This window comes from Pseudoalteromonas sp. MMG012 (assembly GCF_018100875.1).
Classification (GTDB): domain Bacteria; phylum Pseudomonadota; class Gammaproteobacteria; order Enterobacterales; family Alteromonadaceae; genus Pseudoalteromonas; species Pseudoalteromonas aurantia.
In genome coordinates, this window is sequence record NZ_JAGJEF010000006.1 from 46789 (window position 1) to 72888 (window position 26100).

Genomic DNA, 26100 nt, shown 5'->3' on the forward strand with positions numbered 1-26100 from the left:
AGTTAATTATTAAACTATTTATATCTGCTGTGAAAGCACTGCTATCTGTTGTGCTATTAGCCATAATCTTTGGGCTAATACTGCCACATCAATATCAAGTTACTCAAAGCAGAACAATCCAAACTCAAAACACTTCAGATGTTAACTTGTTGTTAGACCTTAAAAATTGGCCTGCAATCATGGCTTGGCATACCTACTCGGGGTTAACGTCTCCCAAAATATCTACTCCTAGTACAGGTATAGGTGCACATATAAAACTTGAACATACCATTGGCTATTTAGAAATAACCATTGTAGAGCAAACCACAAACCGAATGGCGTTTTCTGTGCTCATTAATGACGAGCACACAGGATACGGAAAACTCACCATTACGCCTACAGGATCTAGTACAAAAATTGAATGGTACTTGAACGGAACCATTCATTCGAGCATACTCGGAGGGTATATGGCACTTTACTGTGAATTCTTTTTAAAACAAATGATTATCTCAGCTACAAACAACCTAAACTCACAGTTAAAATTACAGGCAGACCCATGACCGTAAAAAATGCACAAGTTAAATCCAGTCTGGCATTATTAATCGAAGAAAAACTCGGGATCACCATGATTAAAAAGCCTTTTAGGGGCAATCATAGTGGCTCTGATGATAGTTATAGCGCTAAAGGAAAAACGCAAATTGATTACGTTGTGCAAAGTAATCAAAGTCCGCTGAAACGCGCGCTAAAGCGTCAACAGCTGAGTAAAATTCAAAGACAGTTAAATATCGAAACCATTATGGGTCAAGCATTAGCACTGTGCCCCGATGTCACAAGCCGAGGTCGGCCCGACCCTGACTGGTTAGAACACTTTATTGGATTAGCTGAGGACATTGCGAACCAAGCCATGCAAAAACTGTGGGCCAAAATTCTCGTTGGTGAAACTGTCTCGCCTGGTACTTTTTCAATAAAAAGCTTGCAAACATTGAAACTGATGACGCAAAGAGAAGCCACTGCGCTACAAAAGTGTGCGCCACTTTGCGGCTACTTAGAAAAAGAAGACAGCTACTTAATTTTGATTGGCTATTACAAAAAACCATCATTTTTTGACTTGCTGAAAAAAGGTAATAAGGAGTCGATTAATTTAAGTAAAGCGGGGTTAAGCTTTCCTAATATTCTGACTTTAATGGATATTGGTTTACTTTACAGAAAAGAAATAGAATCATCAAACCTAAAGCCCGAAACCGCATTTACGCTGTCTTTTCAAGGAAAAAAACTCATATTAACCCCCAAAAGCAACGAACTTGTACTCAGCTATTACAAGTTAACACAAACTGGTGATGAACTTAAAAAACTGATCACCATGCCCATCAATAAGCAATATAAAAACCAGCTAGAGCACATATTCAGTGAAGAGTTTGAGTGTCAATGGACATAAAAAAACCCTGAACACTCAGGGTTTTTTACAATACCTTAAAGGTAATATTGCTTAAAAATGCAGCTGAATACCAGCGAATGGCCCTGATGATTCAATATCTGTACTAATGTCATCAACATCATCAAGTTCAAGTTTCATTGAACGATATCCCGCACGTACAGCGACATCTACCGCTAAATTATCAATAAACTCCCACGCAATACCCACTTGATAATCTCTGATCTTACTATCGTCAATGGCAAGCATGCTTCCTTCAGCAAATAAGCTGAGCCCAGTCATTGGTAGTCCAACTTCTGCCCGCGCGTAGCCCAAAGGGACCACACCAGAGAAGTCTTTACTTTCAGTCACTGACTGTCCATCGGCTGTACCGGTCAATTTAATTGAGCCATCAAACTGCTTAAAGTTAACACCAAAGTCAAATGACACTAAGTCATTATCAAACAATTCATAATACAAAGTGTAATCGATATGGTTTAAGTCAGTTATGGTATTAGCCTGAGTACCAACGGTATAGTTCTTGCCATTAAACTCAAAGGTTTCTGTAAGCGTTGCCGAGCCATTTAGCTCAAGCTCTGTGTACCTGAGCTTTATATTAGGGACCAGTGGAACCGGATGTTCCAACGCAGCATAAAAACTTGTAAAAGTTTCATCTTCAAAATCAAATGTTTGTGCATTACCTTTTTCTTGGTAACTACCCGAGCTATCGGCCTGCCAGCCTTCAGCTCCTAAATATAATCCAAGCAGTGTATCAGCATGTGCTACGGGTGCTAAGCTTGCCATAGACAAAGCAGCGACTAAACAGTACTTTTTCATTTTTGATCCTTGCGCTAAGAGTTCACTAAGTTCAATACTAGCTATTTCAGCCATACATTGAAACGTGCCATAATTATTCCAAACTTAGGCTAACTATACAGAAAAAATATGAAGATATGAGGGAATTAGAATTATTTTTTGTAGTTTATTGTAATGTGCTAAGCCTTATCATCCCTCCTTTAGATTAATACATAACCACCGAGTTATTTAACGATAGATTCTAACCCGCACTGACTTAAAACTCGCAGTCTAAGTCATTCAGCTAAAGCACTAAGTATAGATAGGTATAGTAAAGCAGCTTTGTAAAACACCCGACTATTTTATAACGCGTACTAAAAAGGCTTTATACAAGCCTTTTTATACACCACAGTGATGAATAGCCGTTATTAATAATATCCTTATTTGGACGCTAGAGTGAGGTCATATTCAAGTGTAACTCACCACAAGTAATACCTCATCCCGAATAGGGATTACTGTAATGCGCCCCGTAGTCAATTGAAGATAAACTCGACTGCTCGTCTAAATAATGAGCAGCACGCAACAAAGTAACATCGCAACACGAGTTTATCCCTGAGCCAATAGCTCACTTAATTCTATGAGTGCAGCATTCGCTCGCGAAATATAGTTTGCCATCACCAATGAATGATTCGCCACAAAGCCGAAGCCACTGCCATTTAAGATCATCGGGCTCCACACGGTTTCTTGAGTCGCTTCTAATTCACGAATGATCTGCTGTAAACTCACTCGAGCATTTTTCTTTTCCAATACATCTGCAAAATCGTGTTCAACGGCTTTTAAAAAATGTAACAACGCCCAACTCGCGCCACGCGATTCGTAAAATACATCATCAATTTTCCACCAAGACGTTTTAACTTGGGTACTACTCGGTGCATAGGTTGCTTGATGAGCTGCGCTGTCCCCAGCTAAGTCTGTATTTACTCTATCTTGGCCAACACTGGCACTCAATCGCTGACTTAAGCTCCCTAAACGCTTTTCAGCCTCTTTTAACCACCCTCGTAAATTATCGGCTCTGGCATAAAACTGACTATCTCGGTTATTCGGATCAGCAATCTGATCGCGATACGCCACTAAATGCTCAATACCTACTCGGTATTCGCCTTCAGCGCTCGGCCAAGCCCACGCTGTAGAACTAATATTGAACTGAGGTTGGGCTTTTTTAAGTGCCAAATGCTCTGTAGATTGAGACTGAGAACGACTAAAGTCTTTGCGCATAGACAAGGCCAAATCACGTACCATTTCCAGTGCGCCGTACTCCCATGCTGGCATATTATCCATAAACACACTTGGCGGCAGCACATCATTCGACAAATACCCACCGGGCTTGTCTAACAACGTCGTGCTCACTTCAACCAATGTATTTGCCGTCACATAGCCAACCACTCGCTGCTGTGTTCCTTGCTGTGATTGCTGCTCAGCTGCAGCGATAACATCAAACAACGCTGGCTCAGAACTCCAATAAATAGCAAGTATATAGCCACCGAACAACAAGGTAATGAAGCCTGCTATTACTTTATTTAAATGTTGCTGCATGATCACTCCTCATGATGATGGTGTGCGTTTTTAACTTTTTTGAATGAGTCTTTTAAAGAAACAACGTGTATTTGTGTAAAGACTTGTTCGCCATTTGCAAAGTGTAATGTCAATTTGCGTTTTTCACCTGTCGTTAACGCTGATTTTGGCTCAAAAGCCATTAAATGATAACCTCCAGGTTGAAATTTCACTTGCGTTTTTGCTTTGATAACAAGTTTGTCTACTTGCTGCATTTTCATCATACCATTGTGGTGCACATGCTCATGGATCTCTACGCGACCAAGGCCTGAAATGGTTGCCTTAACCAAGGTCAGTTTGGTATCTCTCTTATTCTCTAAAGTAAAGTAGGCTGCAGTTGATTTTGCAGCAGGAAGAAAAGCCCGTATTTTTGCATCATCAATCGATACATACGCCTCACTGTGATGATGCTTTTGTGCACCAGCAGATACATGCTCATGATTTTGATTAGAAAAAGCGAACGTTGTAAAAAATAAACTCGAACTCAACATAATATACTTAGCAATCATATGCTTTCCTTAAATAAAACAGCCACGGTTCAAATCATACCATGAAGTCAGCTATTTCGTGCTAATTAGCCTATGATAGCGTGTAAAATCATGTCGACACCCCCTCACTTAGTAACCAACCGACCCCCACCAGCATCAATAGCGGGATCGCAATAACCACAGAGTTAAATAATAAAGCCAGTATACCTCCAACAAGTAACACTAAACCAAGGCCAACCACACCGATACTTACCAGCGCAAACAAAGCGATAACCGCGACAATCCCAACAAGCAACCCCGCTAACTCCATACCAACCCAGCTCAGTTCACCCATAAAATTTGAGATACTCAGCCATGCAAGTGGCGCGTTTAGCCATGAAATCGTTGAATAAAGAAAAAGTGCAATCAGAATTAAGAAAACAGTTTTCATGGCGCCCTCCTTAATGGCTCTTTGTTGGCAGTGTATAATAAGCAACACCGTAGGCAATCAGGGTTAATACCGGAAACTTTAAGAATAAAAACAAGACGACAACGCGGGTCAGCCAACGCGGCATATTAAACCGCTCTGCAAGCCCAGCACACACACCGCCCAACTTCTTATTTTTTATATGACGAAAACACTGCTGTTTAAAATTCGATTTAGATTGTGTATACATAATAACTCCAAAATAACTGATGTTGTTGCTTTATTGCTATGTACTGACTTGCAAAAAAACGGGCTTTAGTTAAGCGCTAACCTGAGATGTACGTGCCGCTATTTGCTGTTTCAATAACGCCAATTCACTGCTCAACTTTTCCTCTTTATCTAACGCATCAAATTGTGCTTGTGTACTCTGTTGACCAACATCATAGCTTTCAACTTCAGATTCAATCCGCTCAACTTTTCGTTCTAAATGCTCAAACCTAGCCAATACATTGTCAACATTATCTGATGCGAGCGCTTGTCTCACTCGTACTTGTGCTGATACCACGCGCTCACGTCGCAACAACTGTTGTTCGGTATGACTTAACGCATTAATTTTAGTTATTAAGCGGTCTGCATCAGCATTTAACTGTTCAAGCGCTTGAGCTAGCTTTAATTGCTGAGGCTGTAGTTCATCAATCTGTCCAATCAATGTATATTTATGATTTAGCGCTGCTTTTGCTAAATCATCCCGTGCTTTAGTTAATGCGTGCTCGGCTTTTTGCTGCCAATCATCAGCTTGCTTTTGTTTTGTTTCAATTTGCCGTGTGAGTGCCTTTTGTTCACAAATAATGGTCGCTGCCATAGATCGACACTCAGCCAAAGCATCTCGTAACTCGGTTTTAATGTGAGATGTCATTTTCTGTGGATCTTCAGCTTTATCTAAAAACGCAGACACTTCTGATTTAATAATATCTTCAATTCGATTAATTAAGGCCATGGTCGGCTCCTTTGCATTGGCGTAAATAAAATACTGACATAATGTATAAACAATACATTCCAATCTTTATGCCAAAGATAAAAAGAAACTAAAAATCAGCTAGTTAACATGAGATAAATAAAATTATGAAAAAAGGTAATTGATGATTTTGACTAAAAAGTGGTGTTTTAAACTAAAAAACCACACAATTTAATTGCATGGTTGTATTAAATAAATGTAGCCTAGTAATTACTCAGGCACGCATTCCAACGCTTTTTCCATCACGCGGATATCCGCCCCTTGTTTATGGCCATTTTCAGACAAATGACGCCTAAACGCGCGGCCTCCAGGCTGACTTTGAAAAATACCCAGCATATGACGCGCAATGTGCCAAAAATTAGCCCCTTGCGTCATTTGGGCTTCAAAATAATCATACATGCTGCGTACAACATCGTGCCGACTTAGTGTAAAAGCGGGTTCGCCATATAAAAGTGCATCAACTTGGCTCAGCATATACGGGTTGCTATACGCTTCTCGGCCAATCATCACACCGTCAAGGTGCACTAAGTGTTTTTGACAGTCTTCCAATGTTTTAACGCCACCATTTATACTAATATGTAACTCTGGAAAATCTTGTTTCAGCTGATATACACGTGGATAATCAAGCGGTGGCACCTCTCGATTTTCTTTGGGGCTCAACCCTTTCAACCATGCTTTACGTGCATGAATAATAAAATCATCACACCCAGCTTGTTTCGATGCATCAATAAGCGCAGTTAAAAATGCATAAGAATCTTGCTCATCAATACCAATACGAGTTTTAACCGTTACCGGTATATCTACCTCTGCTTTCATAGCAGCCACACATTCTGCAACCAGCTGAGGTTCAGCCATTAAACACGCGCCAAAGCGACCGTTTTGAACTCGGTCTGATGGACAGCCCACATTTAGATTAATTTCATTGTAACCGTATTCACCTGCACGCTTGGCGCATTCTGCCAGCGCTTTAGGGTCAGACCCACCAAGCTGAAGCGCCACTGGCATTTCATGCGCACCAAATGCCAAGTAATCTCCCTTGCCAAACAAAATCGCACCCGTTGTGATCATTTCAGTATATAGTACTGCATGTTTACTTAATTTTCGGTGGAAAGTGCGGCAATGTTTGTCAGTCCAATCCAACATAGGTGCCACGGAAAAGCGTCTAAAATCACCTGATTGTGTTATTAAGTGATCATTGCTTTTGACTTGATTCATTTGGCTCATTGACAACCTCATCCAGAAACGATATTAAACCGCGATCATATTACGAGGCAAACATACCATAAGCCAATCATAACAGCGCATAAATTAGGAGCGGCAGTATACACTATCCCCCTTAAAACTGCATGTATTCACACCTCGGTATTAGTTACGCCAAGTAACTTGGTTCGGCTGGTATTATCAGCACATGTAAGTAAAGGCTGGTTAACTAAGCGGCCAATTGCCATGTAAAGTTGCCTGCATATTTGCCAAGCCTCTTTTCCAGCGTACAAATACAATATAAACTAGCGACTTAGGTATTAAGTAGGTAAATAGTTTACATGAAGTCGCATTTAGGCCGCCGAGCATTTTCAGCTATGGAACTACACACGCTTTTTAATGGTTATATTTACGCTGATGAAAGGCAGAAACGCGAACAACCTAAACACTGGCACTTTTGGTTACCATTAATTGCTTACTATACAGGTGCTTATAGCGATGAGATTGGCAGTCTTAACCTATCTGATATCATTAAAAAAGACGGCGTACATTGCTTTAGCTTTACCACACACGGGAAAATTCGCCACCGACTCATTCCCATTCATACCGCCTTGTGGCAAGCTGGCCTTGAAGATTACATCAAACATGTAACTGATGAACAACACGCTCGGTTACTGTATGACTTACCCAGTAAGTCGGGCCGTTATAGTGAAAAGGTCAGAATATGGTTTTCTGGTGAAGGTGAACGGTTAGGCTATTTACAAAAGTGTGACTTGCCTTCCATTGATCAACAAGGCCAAAAAACCGCAATCAGCAGCTTAAGACTCAACTTTGAACAACAGATACGGATTGCAGCGCTACAAAGAGCCAATAAATCGGCTTTTTATTATTTATTGGGGTTAAAAGATGAGGTGTTAACAGCGCCACCGCCATTCGCTATCTTAAAGCAAGTCGTCGCCCCTATTCGGGTGATTAATAACAACGTACATTGGCAGCGATTTTTAGCCCGACACCACTGATATGCCATAAAAAGGCAACCTCTTTCCAAACCTCTCTCTCAGTGACACCGTATTACCTTTTGTGGCTTACAGGCCCACACAAAAAACAGGACCCCTTTTCCCTGTCATATGGCAACGCAGCCAGATAACGATAAAAACACGTATAAGTAAGTGCGTATCACTATGCTCATATCACTAAACGTATACAAATAAACACGCGCAAAAAAGCCGCTAAAAAGCGGCTTTTTTAACTAAGGTATTAACTAATTAAATTAGTTAGCACCTGTTGTTGATGTTTCACACGTTACACGTACATCACCAGTCTCATCTGTACCGTCTGGCGTTATTGTGAATGACGTAGTCGCACCATCAGCCACTACTACACCACGAGGAATAACATTTACTGTATAAGTAGCAGTAGTACCTTCAACAATATTTGGAAGAGCGTAAGTTCCCGCTGTTGTTTCTAACGCAACCGCTGGTGCTTTATTAGCTAAAGCATAAGACACTACCGCGCCACCAAGTGGTGCACTAACGTTAGTATCGTTTGCACACGTTGCCGTTACAGCAAATGACTCTGCCACAAATGTAACTGGGTTTGATAATGCAACCTCGGTAGTACCACAGATGTTACCTGTTGTAGTACCCCATTGGTTACCATTGCCATCTCGTACTGTGACAGTTGCATTTTCTGTTGCAGCAACACCGCTTAAGCTCAGCGCGGTTGAGTTACCAGTAATACGTACTGTTTCAGAGCGCTTAGGTGATTGAATAACCGCAAATAAGCCAGATGCTGGCACATCATCACCAGTGGTTGTAAGAGTAATTGTGTTAGCACAAATTGCTGCTACATCATTAGCAGCAAAGAATGTTAAGTGGTCAGTCATGAAGCTACCAGCAAATGTATCACCTGTTTGCGCACCAACTGTAACTTCGTTCGTTTCGTTAGTCCACTTACCCGTGTCTTCATTATGTGAAGCCAGTTTTAACTTATCGCCAGTCTTAACCGTTTCACCAGTGCTTAACACTGTCGATGCAGGAATCGCAACCGTGATTTCAATATCTTGACTAAAGCTCTTAATTTTGTTGCCTTGGTCATCTGTCATTACAACGTTTGCAACACCGACTGGCTGCGCTACCGTTGTCGTGCTACCTGCGTTTAAGCCCTCAGGGATGATTGCACCCGCAACATTAGAACTCGTATCTGCCGAGCTAACATTTAAAGAAACTTGGGTACCTGTTATGGCATTACCAGCTGCATCTCGCAGTACAGTATCTGCTGGAATTTTTACTTCCGCACCTGCTTTGCCTTTTTCAACTGTTGCTTTAATTTCTTTATCAGTCGTTCCACCAGCAACTGTTTCTGAAACTGTGTCTGCTACAACAGCAGGATCATCTGCTGATGTTAAAGCCAGTTGCACAGGTACTACACCTGATGCACCCGTTAGGTCCATAATAAAACTTTTAGAAATATACCCTTCAGCTGATACCGTCGCAGTCACTGACGTTAACGTTGCACCTTCTTTATTTGTGAATACAAATGCGCCATCGGTCGTGTCAATGCTTGCCGCAAGAACAGCTCCATTTGCATCAACTAAATTTTCAGTAGCTGCGCCGTTTTCTAAAAATGAAATTTTTGCCGTTGTAATAACATTCGTGTTAACTGTATCTACAACACTACCATTCACTACAAGTGACAGCGCATCTGGTGTCGTTGGCGCTACAACAACTGGGTCTGTAGGTGTTACTGGTGGTTCTACAACCACATTGTTATCGTCGTCACTAAAACAACCAGTAAGGGTTAGTGCAGAAGCAACAGATAGAGCGAGAAGTGATTTTTTATTAGCAAACATGGTTGATCCTTGTGTTCCTTTCAAAATTAACAACTACTTTTAAGTGCGCTGTTAACAATACATTAAATTCAACTACTACTATATGCATAGCAGCAGTTAATGGCAATTTAGACATTAAAATTTAATAAAGTTAAACAGGGACTTTTTTCACTCCCTGAATTTCTGCCAAAATTAAGTTATACCTAAAGCTTAGACAAGCAACTGATTTTAACTTATAGCGTTACAAATGTAGCATATGAAGCTCAAAGTTCCAACAGAATAATGGCGATGTGTAACACTAGATCGTACTTTACAACATTAATATGATAAACATTTGTCATAAATCATAAATTTCAGCTAATACTTTTAATTTTCCTTCTTAATTTACATATCTTAGCCGTAATCCATTGGTATTTTTAATTAACCTCGATACAATCGTATTTTAACGCATATAAACTCTTTTTTGAGTTGTTGCGACACGGAATAATACAACAATACGGTTGACTCATGCGCAAAAAAACCAACACTATGATATGGTCTTGCCTTATTGCAAGCTCACCAGCGATGGCTGCAATAACGGATAATCAATCTTTTTATGGCTACACTGGATTAATTAACATTCCTAATGCCTATACTGCTGATTTTGGCAGTTTACATACACAATATAATAACCAACTCGAATTTAGGCAAGATATCGTTGATGGACATAATTTTACTATTAACGCGGGTGTGTTTAAGGGTCTAGAGGTCGGTGGTAAAATTGCCAGTGTGAGTATTCACGATAACCTATTTCATGAAAGTGCAAGAGGTGAAGAACAAATTCGTGATTTATCATTCAATGCCAAGTACCAGCTTCCATTCATTCCTAATAACTGGTTTTCACTTGCCATTGGTGCACAAGATATTGGCGGCGCGGCAAACAACTATAAAGCTTACTATGCAGTAGCCACAAAACGTTTAGGTGATTTCGATTTAACTTTGGGTGCAGGCTCAACTGATAATTTAACAAATCGATTAGACGGGGCATTTGCAGGTGTACAGTGGCATCCGACTGATTGGCTAAGTATTACAGCCGAACATGATGGTGAAGCCGCAAGCTCAGGGGTTAAATTACATATACCTAGCACATGGTTAAGCAACAACCTCGCTATAAGTTTAGCCGCGAATTACTCCGATCACAAACAAAGTCAAGATGATGTGTATTTCGGCGTAAACTTCAAATACCAACTAAATAAGCCTGAGCTTAAAAGTTATAGCCCTGTGAAACCAGCACCGCAAATGGTGATCATCACTTCTGACTCAAACAACCCAAAAGTAAATGCCGCTGCACTCACAAGTCAGCGCTCTCTACAAGCTGAAAACACAGTTAGCAAAGGTAAGCCCTCACTACTAAAATCAAAAGTAGTGACACACAATGGCACAGATTCAGAGTTAGAACAAACAGCCATGGCCTTTAAAGCAGCATTACTAGCTGATGGGTTCGAAAACATCCATGTTGGTTATAGCCTATCAAGTGTACACATCATTATTGAAAACCATGTCTTCAACCAAAATGAACTGGATGCTATTGGCTTAATATTAGGTCGCTTACAAGCGCACTTTAACTACCCAGGTATGGACTTCAATTTGGTGCTACAAAAACTTGAAGTGCCGCAAATCCAAATATCAGGTCAATTAGATGAATATAGAGATTTTATACAATCTGGTAGTGCACCTAACTTGGCGATCACCAACCGTGTAAATATACAACATGGTGGGTTAACTTGGGTTAACTTTGGCTCGACTAATAGCCCGTATTACAAACCACGTCTCACATTAAGCCCTGATATTGTTAAAGGCGTTGCTACTGAGCTTGGCGTACTTGATTATTCCCTCGCTTTAAAAGCGCAACTAGAGGTGCCAGTTTGGCAAGGCGGTTCTTTCGTCGCTACAGGCACACAAGGTGTTGCCACTTCCGATGATTTCAAAGATAACAAGTCTTTTGCGCGATTTAGGCATAAAGATGGCCTTACCAGTTTAACCTACAAACAAAATTGGCAGCTGTCGTTCAATATCTACAATCAAACACAAATTGGCTACTACTATGACTTTACAGACTATTTAGGTTTTAAACATCAAAGTATGTGGATGAGCGAAGATGGCCGACATCAAGTTAGTGCGCAATTAGGCTATTTTGACTATCAAGACTATGATGGTGACAAAACAGTTTACAATACCAGTTACCAATACAACTTATCTGAATATGACATCAGCTTATCTGCAAGCGTTGGTAAATTTTTCAACAAAGACAGCGGCTATAAACTCACCAGTAAATTTTGGTTTGGTGACACCTCTTTAGACATTTACTACCTAGATACCACTGGTCGCTTTGTCGGCGTAGGCTTAACAGTTCCTTTAACCCCTCGTAAAGACTATACAACCCCGTACGGTGTTCTTAAAGGTAAGAGTAACTGGAGAGAGCGAATACAAACGCGTGTGGGTGAATCACATAACAACGTCGCATTTGGTTTGGGTCAATTGCCGTTTGATGATACATCAATTGAAACCGAGCTATTTAATCAGAGTCGTTTGTCTGAAAGCTACATTCAGCATCATTTACCTCGATTAAAAGAAGCGTACAAAACGTTTAACAAGTAATGTTTGTGTAAAGAAAAGCTGCTAGCCTTTCTCTAGCAGCTTTTTAAGATCATACAGTATCAGAGATACTTATTATTTAAACTTCACAACTTTGGTATCGCCAAATCCACTCTTCTGTAAGTTTACGATTCCACGATTATTCCAAACGAGATCACCTATTCCATCTGTTGGATTAAACCCTGTAGGTGCATCTAACAATAATTGACGTATTGTTTCATGATCAAAGTTATGACACGCAATGTCCATTGCATCTAGAAATACCGTTAACTCAGCTATCGGCAGCATCACTTCTTTAGCGGTCATGATCCTTTCATGATCTGTTAGCTCTACGTTGTCTCCAATTAACAATTCTTCATAAAGCTTTTCACCGGGTCTTAAACCTGTACATTTAATCTCAATATCGCCATGAGGGTTAGTGTCTGACTGTACTTCCAAGCCTGATAAATGCACCATTTTAGTTGCCAAATCCTTTATTTTTACAGACTCTCCCATATCTAACACAAATACATCTCCGCCACGCCCCATCGCGCCTGCTTGGATCACTAATTGCGCAGCTTCTGGGATCGTCATGAAAAAACGGGTAATCTCAGGGTGCGTTAAAGTAATAGGTCCCCCCTCTTGTATTTGACGCCTAAATAAAGGAACAACCGAACCTGAAGAGCCCAATACATTGCCAAAGCGCACCATACAAAAGCGTGTTTTATGCTTAGCTGAATCTTGTGCTAAACCTTGCAACACAAGCTCAGCCATTCGTTTAGTCGCTCCCATAACATTGGTAGGCCTAACGGCTTTATCGGTCGAAATTAGAACAAATGTATCAACCCCTGCATTCACTGCTGCTTTAGCTGCATAATAGGTACCAAAAACATTATTCCTAACTCCTTCCACAACGTTTTGCTCAACTAGTGGGACATGTTTATAAGCAGCTGCATGATATACGGTTTGCACACTAAATGATTTCATACACGTTTCAACACGATTCACTCTTTGTACCGATCCCATAAGCGGGATCAACTCAACACCAAGCTTATTTTTATTATTAGACTCAGAAAGTTCTTTCTCAATATTGTACAAAGCAAACTCGGATATTTCGAATAAGATCAATTTTGCTGGCTTTAAATTGATTATTTGCCTACACAATTCAGAACCAATCGAGCCTCCAGCACCGGTTACCATAACCACTTTCCCAGCTATATTTGCGGATAACAGTTCAGCTTTCGGAGCTACCGAATCTCGACCTAATAAATCTTCAATTTCAACCGATTTAATTTCATTAATATCTGCTTTCCCTTCAATTACGTCAGCCATACCAGGAACCGTCATCACCTCAACAGGTAGCTTTTCAAGCTTTAGCAAAATCTCTTTTCGCTTTGCTCTACTCGAACTAGGCATAGCTAACAATACCTTTTCAACTTTCTTTTGATCAATCAAATTAAAAATTGCATTAAAGCTAAAAACAGGTACACCTTGAATAATCGAATTGTGCTTCGTTTTATCATCATCGATATATGCCGTTACATAGTAATCAGGGCCTGTCACCAACGCGATTGCTAATTGCCTACCCGCATCTCCTGCACCATAAATAACGACAGGTATTTTACCCACTGCAATTAACCGCCCGATCAATGTCCGCACCATAATTCGAGAACCACCAATAGACATAATCAACAATATCGCATATATCAAAGGCATTGTTCTTGGGATACCAATCTGCATAAAAAAGGCACTAAAGACCATAGTTACAGTGCTTATTAATGTCCCGAGTAATACGGCCCCGACTGCGTTTGCTCCCACATAACGTAAAACAGCTCGGTATAACCCTAATTTAATAAATACTGCTAAACTTACAGGAAGCACAATCCCAAGGATTATCCAATTTCCGAATTCAAAAAACGAATACAAGCTATCAAGCCGTACAAATAACGCAAACCAAAATGCCAAAAATACAAATATTGAGTCTATTAGTAGTGTAACAACTCGTTTATGCGAGCGAGATAAATCTAATAACGAGCGAAACAAACGTTCCATGAAGTTTCCTATTTAAATTTTTACACCTAAACCTAGCTAGGCATTATTAACGCATATACTATTGCGGCTTTGATGTATGAAAAAATATAAGGCATATCTGTAAAAGTATATTCATAATTTAGCGAGTACGCGCAAGTTCGAAAACTTCCCGAATAACATTGCAAGCTTTTTGCATTTCTGATTCGAGTAAAGTGGGGTGAACTAAAAACATTAATGATGATTCACCAAGCGTTACAGCATTCTTTAAACGCGCTAAAGGCCGCCATGGCGTGTTATCAAAAGCTTTTTCTAAATAGACTTCTGAACAACTACCTTGAAAACACGGCACACCTCGTTCAACTATTTCATTAACTATACGGTCACGATTCCAGCCTTCGGCTAATAGCTCAGGTTTAACGAACATGTAATGCTTATACTCTGCATGCTCTATATAATCAGGTACCTCCACTAAGCGAATACAATCAAAAGCACTTGCGGTCTCATCAAGCTCAGAGCCAAAAGCTTGTCGTTTTTCAGTCCAATCATCCATTTTGGTTAGCTGAATTCGACCAATTGCAGCCTGCATTTCAGTCATTCGCCAGTTAGTACCAAAGCTTTCATGTAACCATCTAAAGCCAGGAGGATGCTCACGATTATAAATAGCATCAAAACTCTTGCCATGATCTTTATAGCTCCACATTTTTGACCACAACTCTTTTGAGTTAGTGGTCACCATACCACCTTCACCACCTGTGGTCATTATTTTGTCTTGACAGAAGCTCCAAGCACCAATGTGGCCAATAGAACCTACTGAATGCCCTTTATATTTAGCACCGTGTGCCTGCGCGCAGTCTTCAATAACATAAAAACCATGCTCTTTGCTTAAAGCCATAATGTCATCCATTTCTGCAGGCATACCCGCTAAATGAACTACAATTACAGCCTTAGTTTTAGATGTAAGAACCGCCTTGATTGATTCAGCAGTTATAGCTTGGCTATTTAAATCAACATCAGCAAACACTGGAGCTGCCCCCGCAGTTACGATGCTGCTGGCCGAGGCCAAAAATGTACGAGGAGTCGTAATTACTTCGTCGCCATCACCCACTCCTAATGCTTTCAATGCAATATCAAGCGCAAGCGTACCATTACCCAAAGCCACAGCGTATTCAGTGTCAGCCCAAGCCGCAAATTCTTTCTCGAATTTTCGGCATTCAGTACCTGTCCAATAATTTACTTTATTGGACAATACAACATTGCTAACCGCATCAGCCTCTTCTTGTGTGAAGCTTGGCCAATGAGAAAAAGGAGTATTTAACATTAGAAAACCTTACTAACAGACGAGCTAGCTAAGCTGCTCAGAATATATTTATCTACTAAAGTAAACTTTATACCGTTGATGGTAATAAACGCACCATCATAAGGGGGAAACCAAAAGGCTCTAACTTTTCTCGCTACGTCATCACCTTCTTTTATTTCTTTCATTAATTCCATTTCTGATCTAGAAATATACTTCCCACCTACATTAGGGATTGTTGGTAATATACATTGATTTTTTAGAATTTTCTCAGTAACACTAACAAATAATGTGAACAGGTGCCCTTGAGAAGTTTTCTCCAATGATTGAGCCGTTTCAGTATCCTTACAAATAGGAAAACTTTTGATCTCAATGATTTCTCCTGTATCAATCTCATCGTCTACATAATGTGCTGTCATACCCCACTCATCAAGTCCTTCTAAAATAGCGAGGTTATACCCCGCAGTTCCCTTATATTCTGGAAGGGGGGCTGGGTGAAAATTCACCGTTTTAAATTTAGGTAAATGTACGAGGTTTTCTTTTAATTTTCTCCAAAATAACATGGACAAACCAAGGTCAAATTGTAAAGCGCCTGAGTTTACTTGTGACAACGCCTCATCAAAATTGAATAAAGGGATTCCACTTTCAATAGCAATATCTGCACAGATTGACCTAGGCAAGTGCGAATCGGTTACAACACCTACAACTTCAACATTTTCCTTTGATAATAGCCATTTCAAAGATTTACCTGCTATAGGTTTTCGTCCCATAAATAATACTTTGACTTTCCCCATCAAGCTAACCCTTTGAAATAGTTTACAATATTATTTTCTGCGCTTTTTGGATACCTAACGGTATTCTGAAAAACAAACTCATCTTCAGAATCTGGATTGAGCCTTTTTTCCAAACAGCACCAACTTGATGACCAAACATCAATGTGGTACGTAAGCTTTAATATATCCTTCTGGATATCCCCCGGGCAAAAACTATACACTTTTGATAGTGTATCAAGGATACATTCATTATTCTGCTTCAAAATTTTTGCGTATAAGTAAGTAGAACCATTCTCAAGGTAGCTGGAGTAAGTTTTTCTACCTCTATCAAAATGAAATAATAACTTCCCTAATTCGGCTTTCAAATTCACTTATTATTACCCTCAAAAAACTTTGTAGTCACTTCACCATGACCAGTAATTCCATCCCTTGCAACAACTTTATTAACAGTCAAGAATAGAATTTTCATATCTAGCCAAAAACTCTGGTTCTCTACATACCATACATCAAGTTTAAACTTATCTTCCCAACTAATCGCATTACGGCCATTGACTTGTGCCCAACCAGTTATCCCTGGACGAACATTGTGGCGGCGTAACTGCTCTTCGTTGTAAAGTGGCAAGTACTGTACAAGTAATGGCCTAGGACCAACCAAGCTCATGTCACCTTTTAAAACATTTAACAAACCCGGCAATTCATCTAAACTTGTAGAACGCAGAAAGCTACCAAAAGGCGTCACCCGTTGCTCATCGGGAAGCTGAATACCTGCACTATCTGTCGCATCTAACATAGTACGAAACTTCATCATTTTGAAGGTCAAACCATTTAAACCAGGCCGTTTTTGAGTGAAAAGAACAGGGGCTCCCAACTTTATTCGCACCACTAGCGCTATAATTACGATTACCGGTGAAAAAACAAATAAAACTATAATACTAATAAACAAGTCAAAAATACGTTTCAAGGAATACCTCACTAATTGGTCAGTTTTGTTTACGCTTTTTCTAAATATTACTCTGCTAGGAGCTCGTGCATACGGTTATCCAAAATCAACTTAGTCTCCTTTCGACCTATAACATTTCTATCAGAAGAGCTCATAGAGGTATAATGCCTTAATACTTCTTCTAAAGAACTAATAAAAATAGACTTATTTAACTTTAACTCAATCACTTTCTACAAAACTTTATTCGTTGGCTTTTAGTTAGAGTTATATCTCTCTTCATTTGAAAAATCCCTATGAGCAGCACCAGACCCAAAAAATGCAACAATACGATTTAATGACATAGGTTCATTATAGAAAAAGTCTTTATAACATAAAACATCATTTTGCTAATTACTTTCGCCACTTCTAGATAAAGCGATAACATCAAAGCTACTTTTAAAAAGTGAGTTATACAGGTAAAAATCAACAAATAAGACATTCACAACATCACCACCCTCATAAAAATCAATCACTTAAACAGATCCATGTATTGCTCAGCAAGCTTATTGTAAGAATGGTTTTTTATTGCAAATCCCCTTACATCTGCTTTTATCGAGCTGTTAACACTCTCTTTATTTCTTTTGATTTTTGTGGCCAAATCTAAAGCTGAATTTGCTTCGAAATATACTTCACACCCCGCTTTTTGAAGTGGATTATTAGGAGAGTAAATCCCACTAAATACGGGCTTATTCATTAACATGTAATCGAATATCTTATTTGGAGATATTCCCAACTCATACAAAAATTTAGGTTGAGCATTAATAAACATTGCATCACAAAGCGAAATAGCCGTTTGTACAGCTGATTTAGGAATTTTACTATGAAACACAACATTATCGATTGAATCTAGTTTCGCTCGCTCAACAAGACGAGACTTCTCAGTTCCCTCTCCTATTATTAGCACACCAACATTGTCTTCTTCTAAAATTTTTGCGGCTCCTATCAAAGGTTCCAAGTTATTTGGAATACCTATAGCTCCGGTGTAACCAATGATGTAATCGAACCTCTTTAGCTCTTGCTCTAGTCTCGTCAAGTCATAGGGAGCGCCTTCATCGCTAAAGTTACTCTCTATTTCTATACCATTTGGAATATATCTAAACTTACTCCCATTTAACCCCTGAGACTCGAGGTATTCCTTTGAATTTTCCAATAAAGAAACACATAAATCACACTTTCGATATGCAAACTTTTGAAATACATTGATTAATAAACTTAGAGGATGAAATTTTGAAATACCGACTAGCTCTTGCAAACTCAAAGGCCATATATCTCGGACTTCCAATATTAGCTTTGCCTTAAATTTCTTCGCATAATAATTAGCAGCTATAAAATGAAACGGATGTGCAGTTGACGCAATGATTACATCTGGAACATTTTGCTTGCTAAATTCCCTGAATTTCTTATTGAATAAATTCTTCCCAAAACCAAGCATATTCAAGATTCGACCAACCCCATTACCGTAATATTTCTTTGTATCAACTAAATAATACGGCACACCTTCTGCGTCATACATTCCCTCATTATCTTTAGGAAAGGATGACAAGTGATGATTTAGTGAAGAAATCACAGTAACATTATGTCCAAAGCTTAAAAAATTTTTTGAGAGGTAGTAAGGCCTAAAAGACATCCCCCAATTAGGACTGCCAGCATAAGGGTGGATATACCAGATATTCATTTAAATTCCAATAAAAAGATAGCTTTGATTAAACGCATTCACTTCAAATTACTGATACTAATTTACTGTTTGCGTAAAACCGAATTCAATAACTCAACTAATAATCGTAAAAACCTTTTTTAGTTTTTCTACCTAGGAAGTTTGCTCTAACCATTTTCCGCAACAAAGGATGAGCACGATACTTAGAATCCCCTGTTTCTTTATATAATGTATCCATAATTGATAAATTCACATCATTACCAATCAAATCTGCCAGTTTTAGCGGTCCCATTGGATGACGGGCTCCTAACATCATCGCTTTATCAATATCTTCGGCCTCAGCAACACCTTCAGCTAGGATACTGATAGCTTCATTTATCATCGGTATCAACATCCTATTGACAACAAAACCAGGAGCTTCATTTACCACAACAGGCACCTTATTCAATGACTCAGCAAAAGAAGTCATTTTTTCTAACGTCGTTAATGTAGTTTGTTGTGCCGTTACAATTTCAATCAACTCCATCACAGGAGCAGGATTAAAGAAGTGCAGGCCAACTACATTCTCGGGAGTCGGCATTCCACTTGCTAGCTCAGTAATAGAAAGGGAGGAAGTATTACTTGCTACTATAGCATCTTCTCGTATGTGTGAAGATAACTCTTTAAAAAGAAGTTGTTTACTTTCCATGTCTTCAGAGATAGCCTCAATTATTATATTTGTAGATTTACAATCGGATAATTGAGTGCTGAGTTTAATCGCGTTTTTCGACTTCTCAGCTAAATTCGCATCCAGCTTACCTTTCGAAACCAACTTATTTAATTGCTTTTCTACTTGAGACTTAAGTTTTACGCCTTTATCTTTTTCTCTGGTCACCACCAATATAGAAGATACACTATTACTAGTCGCTAGCACCTGACATATACCGGTTGCCATCGTACCTGAGCCAATTATTGAAACATCCATTATAAACTCTCTTTTAGTTTTTGAAATTTGATATTATAAAGTATTTTGCTGGTTACTTAGTACTTCTCAAAAGCTTTGCAGGATTACCTGCAACAATTGCATTACTCTCAACATCTTTGGTGACAACAGCTCCCAAACCAACTATTGAGCCTTCGCCCACTTTTGCTTTTTGAGTTACGGTTGCATTAGGGGCAATCCACGCATTTTTCCCTACCTCGACACCACCACATAAAATAGACGTTGCGATCACAAATGCCCCTTCCCTAATTACGCAATTATGTGCAACATGAACTAAATTATCGATTTTAGCATCATTTTCTATAATAGTATTACCAAGAGTGCCCTTAGCGATACATGCGCAAGCGCCTATTTCAACGTTGTCTCCAATTTCAACCCCACCTAAATGAACAAATTTAATTGGCTTACCAGTATTATCTCTTTCGTAACCAAAACCGTCGCCTCCAATCGTAGCGTTAGCTCTTATCAAGCAATTCTTACCAACTTTCGTACCTTTAAAGATTACAACATTAGGTTCAATGACTGTATTTGCACCTATTTCAACACCGGTATCAATAAACACATTCGGGCCAATATAAGCGGTAGGGTCTATCTTGGCTGGGCTTTCATTGCGTTCAAACCCAATTTCCATATCTAATAGCTCTAAAGCTCTTATATAATCGAGTCTTGGATCTTTTGATTCGATAACATTTGAACTTTCACTTACACTTTTAGCTAAAATTATCCCGCTTGTATGCATGTGACTATCCGACTTATCAAACGCTAGTGCCGAGTTTTGCAATTCATCTTTCGAACAAACGTAGATTAATGATAATCCTTCTTCTCCTTTAAATGTCAAACCTAGTGATTTACATAACCAACCAATAGACACTTCTTTTTTTAACTTAAACACCATACGCTCCTACATCATTAGCCTTATCAGTTCAAAACACTCCTGCATATTCTCACCCAGCCTGAATACCTCTAGATGTACCTAATGAAAATATAAAGTTTTCTGATAAGTAATTTCTTTTTCCTTGAGATTTATATTGTTTCAAGGCATTGCATTTTGGCTCAAAGTGCCGCTTTTCTAATTTCACAAAACACTTAGTATCAAGGGGCAAATTATTCCAAATCAATTCAAAACCTAAAATAGCTGTATTCTTGAATGCTCTTAGAGACTCCATTGAAATCGTCGCATGGTCTTGATGAATGTCATGCAACGAAGCGGTTAGTACTGAGTCAAAAGAATTATCTTTTCTAAGCTTAATTAAGTCCTCAATAATTTCTTGCCTACGGTATTTTAACTTTCTAACTTAATAATCATAAACAAGTAAATTGCCCTCATGAATACCTAATTTTTTTGTTGCGTCTTTAACCTCTATTTTTAATATATTTTTTGGAAAGCCCTCTGCAACCGACTCTACCGCGGCGAAAAAGGCTACATTAAGTAACTTATGCGCCTACTTTGATTAACATTGCGATTGTAGCGCCAGCTCCTAGTTCACCATCATCTGTGTTTGGGGCTAAGACCAATACATTTTTGGGTTTCTCACTCACGTTTGAAACTCTTATTAAGTACTTCATGTTTATAATATTTCTTCATAGAAGTTAATTAACCAATTTTCTTCTATTCCCCCATCTCCTCAGCTAGAGAAAGGCTATTAGCAAGCTTTGAATCAAATAGATTGGCAGCTATACCCCTCTTTTCAGGCTTGACAATTGTGAGCTATATGTAAGTAGAATAGCTTTATCTAATTTATGACCCATCGTATAACCTCATAACATTCTGCATAACTAGTCCCAATTTGAACGCCACGTGTTTTAGCTAATGAGTACACGAAATCCCTAGAGACATATGGTCGCCCCGCTTGAGAAGTATAATACTCCAATGCTTTACATTTATTCTCGATATCTTGCTTAGACAACTTCACGAAAAACGTTGTGTTAAAGGATAGATTATTCCATATTAACTCATACCCTAGCATTTTCTTATTCTTGAATGCTCGAACACTTTCCTGTGCAATAACAGCATGATCTTGATGTATGTCATTCAAGGAAGGAGTTAAAACCAAATCAAAATCTCTTTCTCGGCGAATACGGATCATGTCTTCTAAAATATCTTGCCTGGCATAATTGAGTTTTCGGACAGGATACCTAAAAATGATAAGGTCATCCGCTAGGATGCCAAGACTCTCAGTTGCTTTAGATACTTCTCCCACCAAGATATCCTTTGGTAACCCGTCAGGAACTGAATCTTCTGCTATTGAAAATGCTACATATGTAACACGGTGCCCCTGAGATATTAGTTTCGATATATACCCCCCTGCACCCAACTCACCATCGTCTGTATGTGGCGCAAGCACAAGAACATTCATAATATTATTATTCAACGATTCATCCCTCCATACAGATCCAATAATTTATTTCCTTCGGAGTCCCAGTTAAATTTATCCAACAATAAGCTCCTATTTTTCTTACCTATATTTACAATTACGTCATCAGCCAGTGATACAATCTCACTGGCAATTTTGGCAGTATTTGTCGTATCTACACAAATACCTACTTCATTTTCTTCATTAAAATCCACCCAATCGCCAAAGTCTGGCAAGATAATTGTCAAACTATTCTCCATATACTCAAATAGTTTCAAAGCATAGGCCATTCCGTATTGACCGACGTTATTAAATAGAATTAAGCCAATAGAACATTCTGAATATACCCTATATAAGGCATCTCTGGACAAATAACCTAGTATTTTTATATTATCGCAAGCAATGGAGTTCTCAATTTGCAACCTTTGCTCGGAAGACAGCCGGCCAGCAAGGTTTAGATTATACCTATCATCAAGCTGAACCAAGTGTTCCATCGTATAAAGCATATTACGAAACCCTCTAGCATCAGACATAGAACCTGAATAAATGATTTCGAATCTAGATGACTTTAATTCTGGTGAACTTGAACTTCTAGTCTTTGGAAAATTTAAAATAGGTACTGTTTTTCCCTCTAAAGAATATTTATCCACCATTTTATACTGCGGAACCAAAATAGCATCATAGAACCTGCAGCACACCTTTTCGAACAACGAAAAACTATATGACATAGGCCTCCTAATCCAAACGGGTAGCCATAATTTTTCCAATATCTGGAGATCAGTATTCTCATGCATATCGTAAACTACTTTAAATCCTAATCCCTTAAGGAGAAGACCTACCGCCATTAGCTCTGGATCATGGAACTGGTAAATAGAGGCACGCTCTTTGAAAGCATACAAGAACACTAGCCATGTAGAACAAAAAATACGTAGAAAGCGGTTTGCGGGCTTTCCTACGTCAATTATTTCAATATCACCGTTGCTGTAACCCAAGCCATCTGCAACAATTAGTTTCGTTTCGTAAAACTTTGATATTGTCATTAATTGCTTATCATAAATACGAACATCGTGCCTATCATGAACACTGGTAAGATGAACAACTTTAGCCATAGTTTCCCACTTTTTTACCCAGAGCACTCTCTAAGTGCACCTGAACCTTTTTCAAAAAAGAGTATCTAGAATCCCAATTGGGATATTCGTCATAGTGAACAGTAGGTGCTTCAATATAAGCATTGAGTTCATCAACTGATATACCAAGCTTTTTAGCCACATAATTAATGTCAGTTTGCAGCTCAATTGGGTCGTACAAAGGCTCCTCTAGCTTTTCCAGAGCGAACTCTCGAGACATCTGACCACTCAGTATCATGCTTGAATAGTGCATCAACCTTTTATCTATATTAAATTTTTTAGGAAGGTAATAATCTTGAAAAAAGCGTGTAAATACAGACTCACCATGCTTTTTACCATATTCCTTATAGCCAACTTTCTCGACAAGAAACTTGGCCGCCTTTGATTTATCGTATTCCATATAATTTAGAGGACGTAAAGTTTTTACGCCATAAATATAAGGATAATATAGGTAATATTGAAAGAAGCTAATTGTCTTAAAATGTTTTAATTTACGCGTGCCAAATTTGTTATGAATAGCCCTCAAATTTATAGCATCCATTGCAGAATGGTGCCAAGATGGCGGAAAAACAGACTCTGTAGCAAAATTCCCACCATTAACGAAATGCTTGATACCATTTTTAGCTGCGAAATGATAAAGCGAAGAAAAAAATGCATGATCTTGAACCACATCTTGATTGGCAAGGCCAGATTTTAGGTAGGCAACCTGAAGGTCCTTAATCTCATTCCAGTCCATGACATGAGTGTGTAAATCATAGTTGCAATACTTAACAACGGCTTCTATGTTAGACACAGCCAATTCACTATTCCAGCCAGCATCCACATGCACAACTAAGGGCCTAAGGTCGTATTCCTTAATCTTGACGGCCAGGTAAGAACTATCAATACCACCACTAAGACCGATAATACAATCGTACTCTTTACCCTTGCCATCCCTCTTGATCACTTCAATCCTTTGGCGTAACTGTTCTTCACCATCAGGAAACCAACGATTGCATTTTTCGGAATCAAACTTGTGGCAATGATTGCATACGCCTGAAGCGTCAAATTTAATATCAGGGTCAGTCGTATTCATCACGCAACGAGTGCAAGTTTTATACTCGAAAGAAGACATATTCATCCCTTAAATAGTTTATTTAAATTATCATAATTAGGATACGTTATAAGTACGGCCTTATGTTTGCCATGAAATGTAAACATATCGCCCGCGGCAACAGCAGAAGCACCAGAATCTGCAGCAAACCGAAAATCTTCCAACTTACCACTTCCGCCTGACGCAACCACTGGGATGTCAACTGAGGCAGCAACTTGTTTGACCAAGTGCAGGTCATAGCCCGAATTAGTACCCTCTCGGTCGATCGAAGTAATAACTAATTCTCCAGCACCTAAAGCCTGTGCTTTCTTTGCTAATTCTATAGGTGTAAGTTTATTCGCTTTAGTTCCCGAATGCGTATAAGTTTTATATGAACCAAACATAGAGCGCTTAGCATCAATCGAAACAACTATACTTTGCGAGCCGAATTTCTCACTGGCACTTGTAATTAATGATGGGTTTTCAATCAACGCCGTATTCATTACGACCTTCTCTATACCGATACTCAGAATTCTCTCAATCTGCTCTACACTATTGATCCCCCCTCCATACCCAAGTGGCATAAAGGCCTGAGAAGCAATATCTTTGATTAATTCATAATTTGGCTCCTTACGACATTTCGTGGCTTCAATATCGAAAAAAATCAATTCATCAACTTCTTTATCATTAAAGATTTTAACAGCGTTAATAGGATCCCCAACGTATTTGTGCTTCCGGAACCGCTCACCTTTGACTAACCCCTCATCCCGAATGAGAAGGGTAGGTATAACTCTTGTACTTAACATAAAGCACTCACAAAATCTTTAAATAACTGCATACCAAATCGGTGGCTTTTTTCAGGATGAAACTGGACACCAAATATATTCCCCTTTCTAACCGAGCATATAAAGTCTTTACCGTAAACTGCAGAGGCAATCGCATATTCATCGTCACATACAACATGATAAGAATGCACAAAATAAAACCTCATTTCTTCCGTTCTACTTGGTAGCAACGGGTTATCCTTTTTAGTATTTACAATATTCCAACCCATATGAGGAATCTTTAAACTGGTATCAGAAAAACGCTTTACCTCGCCAGGTATCCAACCCAGACCAGAGCAAAGCCCCTCATCACTCGAGTCAAACAATAGTTGCATACCAATACAAATCCCTAAAAAAGGAGTATGCTCGACCAGAACTCTGCGTTCTATAACTTCTAACAACCCTGAACCACGTAATGCTCCCATTACGTGATCGAAAGCCCCAACACCAGGAAGAATAAGTGCAGTTGCTCCTTCGATATCCTCAACCAGGGAAGATACACTACAGCTTACACCAACCTTTTTAAGCATATTCTCAATAGAACCGACATTTCCTACGCCGATATCAATAATCACTATCATTTCACCATCCAAGAATAGGTTTACAAGATTGAATTAATCTCTTCTTTTGATTTACCCTGAGCTCGTCTGCAATTACGAGGC

24 protein-coding genes are annotated in these 26100 nt (G+C 39.1%); 4 read left to right on the plus strand and 20 right to left on the minus strand.

The genetic code is table 11. From position 1 onward, the window contains the following. Window positions 1-29: 29 nt before the first annotated feature. Together J8L97_RS03485 and J8L97_RS03490 are read left to right on the plus strand one after the other, a co-directional pair. Window positions 30-539 carry a hypothetical protein gene (locus J8L97_RS03485; RefSeq protein WP_211047868.1) on the plus strand — a complete coding sequence of 170 codons (510 nt, stop codon included), beginning with the start codon at window positions 30-32 and terminating at the stop codon, window positions 537-539. Next, complete coding sequence (locus tag J8L97_RS03490; RefSeq protein ID WP_211047869.1) at window positions 536-1414, plus strand: TIGR03899 family protein; 879 nt, start codon at window positions 536-538, stop codon at window positions 1412-1414. The genes J8L97_RS03485 and J8L97_RS03490 overlap by 4 nt, the downstream gene beginning before the upstream one ends. 51 nt (window positions 1415-1465) lie before the next feature. Here J8L97_RS03490 and J8L97_RS03495 read toward each other — a convergent pair whose 3' ends face one another. The 7 genes from J8L97_RS03495 to dusA form a co-directional block, all read right to left on the minus strand. Further along, the gene (locus J8L97_RS03495; RefSeq protein ID WP_211047932.1) at window positions 1466-2227 is read right to left on the minus strand and encodes a TIGR04219 family outer membrane beta-barrel protein; all 762 of its coding nucleotides are present in this window, start codon (window positions 2225-2227) and stop codon (window positions 1466-1468) included. Window positions 2228-2791: 564 nt separating this feature from the next. Beyond that, window positions 2792-3778, minus strand: coding sequence for a DUF2333 family protein (locus tag J8L97_RS03500; RefSeq protein WP_192508375.1), 987 nt, complete (start codon window positions 3776-3778; stop codon window positions 2792-2794). A gap of 2 nt (window positions 3779-3780) precedes the next feature. Next, window positions 3781-4305: a copper chaperone PCu(A)C gene (locus tag J8L97_RS03505; RefSeq protein ID WP_192508376.1), complete on the minus strand. Its 525-nt coding sequence runs from the start codon at window positions 4303-4305 to the stop codon at window positions 3781-3783. Window positions 4306-4393: 88 nt separating this feature from the next. Next, on the minus strand, window positions 4394-4714 hold the full coding sequence (locus J8L97_RS03510) for a hypothetical protein (protein WP_211047870.1): 321 nt from the start codon (window positions 4712-4714) through the stop codon (window positions 4394-4396). A gap of 10 nt (window positions 4715-4724) precedes the next feature. Continuing rightward, window positions 4725-4940 carry a PspC domain-containing protein gene (locus J8L97_RS03515; RefSeq protein WP_210995433.1) on the minus strand — a complete coding sequence of 72 codons (216 nt, stop codon included), beginning with the start codon at window positions 4938-4940 and terminating at the stop codon, window positions 4725-4727. 69 nt (window positions 4941-5009) lie between these two features. Further along, the gene (locus tag J8L97_RS03520) at window positions 5010-5687 is read right to left on the minus strand and encodes a PspA/IM30 family protein (RefSeq protein WP_210995432.1); all 678 of its coding nucleotides are present in this window, start codon (window positions 5685-5687) and stop codon (window positions 5010-5012) included. 228 nt (window positions 5688-5915) lie between these two features. After that, window positions 5916-6929, minus strand: a complete 1014-nt coding sequence (gene dusA / locus J8L97_RS03525; RefSeq protein ID WP_211047871.1) for a tRNA dihydrouridine(20/20a) synthase DusA — start codon at window positions 6927-6929, stop codon at window positions 5916-5918. 317 nt (window positions 6930-7246) lie between these two features. Between dusA and J8L97_RS03530 the strand changes: the two genes are divergently transcribed. Continuing rightward, window positions 7247-7924 (plus strand): hypothetical protein, encoded by a 678-nt coding sequence (locus J8L97_RS03530; RefSeq protein WP_210995430.1) that lies wholly within the window; start codon window positions 7247-7249, stop codon window positions 7922-7924. Between the two features lie 251 nt (window positions 7925-8175). On the opposite strand, the gene J8L97_RS03535 is transcribed toward J8L97_RS03530, so the two are convergent. Continuing rightward, a complete protein-coding gene (locus J8L97_RS03535) occupies window positions 8176-9756 on the minus strand; it encodes a hypothetical protein (protein WP_211047872.1) in 1581 nt (526 codons plus the stop codon). Window positions 9757-10242: 486 nt separating this feature from the next. Here J8L97_RS03535 and J8L97_RS03540 point away from each other — a divergent pair, with 486 nt between their 5' ends. Beyond that, the gene (locus tag J8L97_RS03540; protein ID WP_247688514.1) at window positions 10243-12372 is read left to right on the plus strand and encodes a YjbH domain-containing protein; all 2130 of its coding nucleotides are present in this window, start codon (window positions 10243-10245) and stop codon (window positions 12370-12372) included. 72 nt (window positions 12373-12444) lie between these two features. Here J8L97_RS03540 and J8L97_RS03545 read toward each other — a convergent pair whose 3' ends face one another. The 12 genes from J8L97_RS03545 to hisH form a co-directional block, all read right to left on the minus strand. Beyond that, entirely contained in the window at window positions 12445-14400 is a 1956-nt protein-coding gene (locus J8L97_RS03545) for a nucleoside-diphosphate sugar epimerase/dehydratase (protein ID WP_211047873.1), read from the minus strand. Window positions 14401-14518: 118 nt separating this feature from the next. Further along, entirely contained in the window at window positions 14519-15697 is a 1179-nt protein-coding gene (locus J8L97_RS03550) for a DegT/DnrJ/EryC1/StrS aminotransferase family protein (RefSeq protein WP_211047874.1), read from the minus strand. Further along, window positions 15697-16467, minus strand: coding sequence for a formyltransferase family protein (locus J8L97_RS03555; protein WP_211047875.1), 771 nt, complete (start codon window positions 16465-16467; stop codon window positions 15697-15699). Before J8L97_RS03555 ends, J8L97_RS03550 begins: the two co-directional genes overlap by 1 nt. Window positions 16468-16813: 346 nt before the next feature. Beyond that, window positions 16814-17407, minus strand: a complete 594-nt coding sequence (locus tag J8L97_RS03560) for a sugar transferase (RefSeq protein ID WP_211047876.1) — start codon at window positions 17405-17407, stop codon at window positions 16814-16816. A gap of 487 nt (window positions 17408-17894) precedes the next feature. Further along, window positions 17895-19100 (minus strand): glycosyltransferase family 4 protein, encoded by a 1206-nt coding sequence (locus J8L97_RS03565; protein WP_211047877.1) that lies wholly within the window; start codon window positions 19098-19100, stop codon window positions 17895-17897. Between the two features lie 97 nt (window positions 19101-19197). Then, a complete protein-coding gene (locus J8L97_RS03570; protein ID WP_211047878.1) occupies window positions 19198-20043 on the minus strand; it encodes a 3-hydroxyacyl-CoA dehydrogenase family protein in 846 nt (281 codons plus the stop codon). 52 nt (window positions 20044-20095) lie between these two features. Continuing rightward, entirely contained in the window at window positions 20096-20956 is an 861-nt protein-coding gene (locus J8L97_RS03575; protein WP_211047879.1) for a UDP-3-O-(3-hydroxymyristoyl)glucosamine N-acyltransferase, read from the minus strand. 838 nt (window positions 20957-21794) lie between these two features. Next, complete coding sequence (locus J8L97_RS03580; RefSeq protein ID WP_211047880.1) at window positions 21795-22418, minus strand: PIG-L deacetylase family protein; 624 nt, start codon at window positions 22416-22418, stop codon at window positions 21795-21797. Between the two features lie 11 nt (window positions 22419-22429). Continuing rightward, window positions 22430-23524, minus strand: coding sequence for a glycosyltransferase (locus tag J8L97_RS03585; RefSeq protein WP_211047881.1), 1095 nt, complete (start codon window positions 23522-23524; stop codon window positions 22430-22432). Further along, complete coding sequence (locus tag J8L97_RS03590; protein ID WP_211047882.1) at window positions 23517-24656, minus strand: N-acetyl sugar amidotransferase; 1140 nt, start codon at window positions 24654-24656, stop codon at window positions 23517-23519. The genes J8L97_RS03585 and J8L97_RS03590 overlap by 8 nt, the downstream gene beginning before the upstream one ends. A 2-nt stretch (window positions 24657-24658) precedes the next feature. Then, window positions 24659-25420 (minus strand): AglZ/HisF2 family acetamidino modification protein, encoded by a 762-nt coding sequence (locus J8L97_RS03595; protein ID WP_211047883.1) that lies wholly within the window; start codon window positions 25418-25420, stop codon window positions 24659-24661. After that, window positions 25414-26019, minus strand: a complete 606-nt coding sequence (gene hisH, locus J8L97_RS03600; RefSeq protein WP_211047884.1) for an imidazole glycerol phosphate synthase subunit HisH — start codon at window positions 26017-26019, stop codon at window positions 25414-25416. The genes J8L97_RS03595 and hisH overlap by 7 nt, the downstream gene beginning before the upstream one ends. Window positions 26020-26100 lie beyond the last annotated feature (81 nt).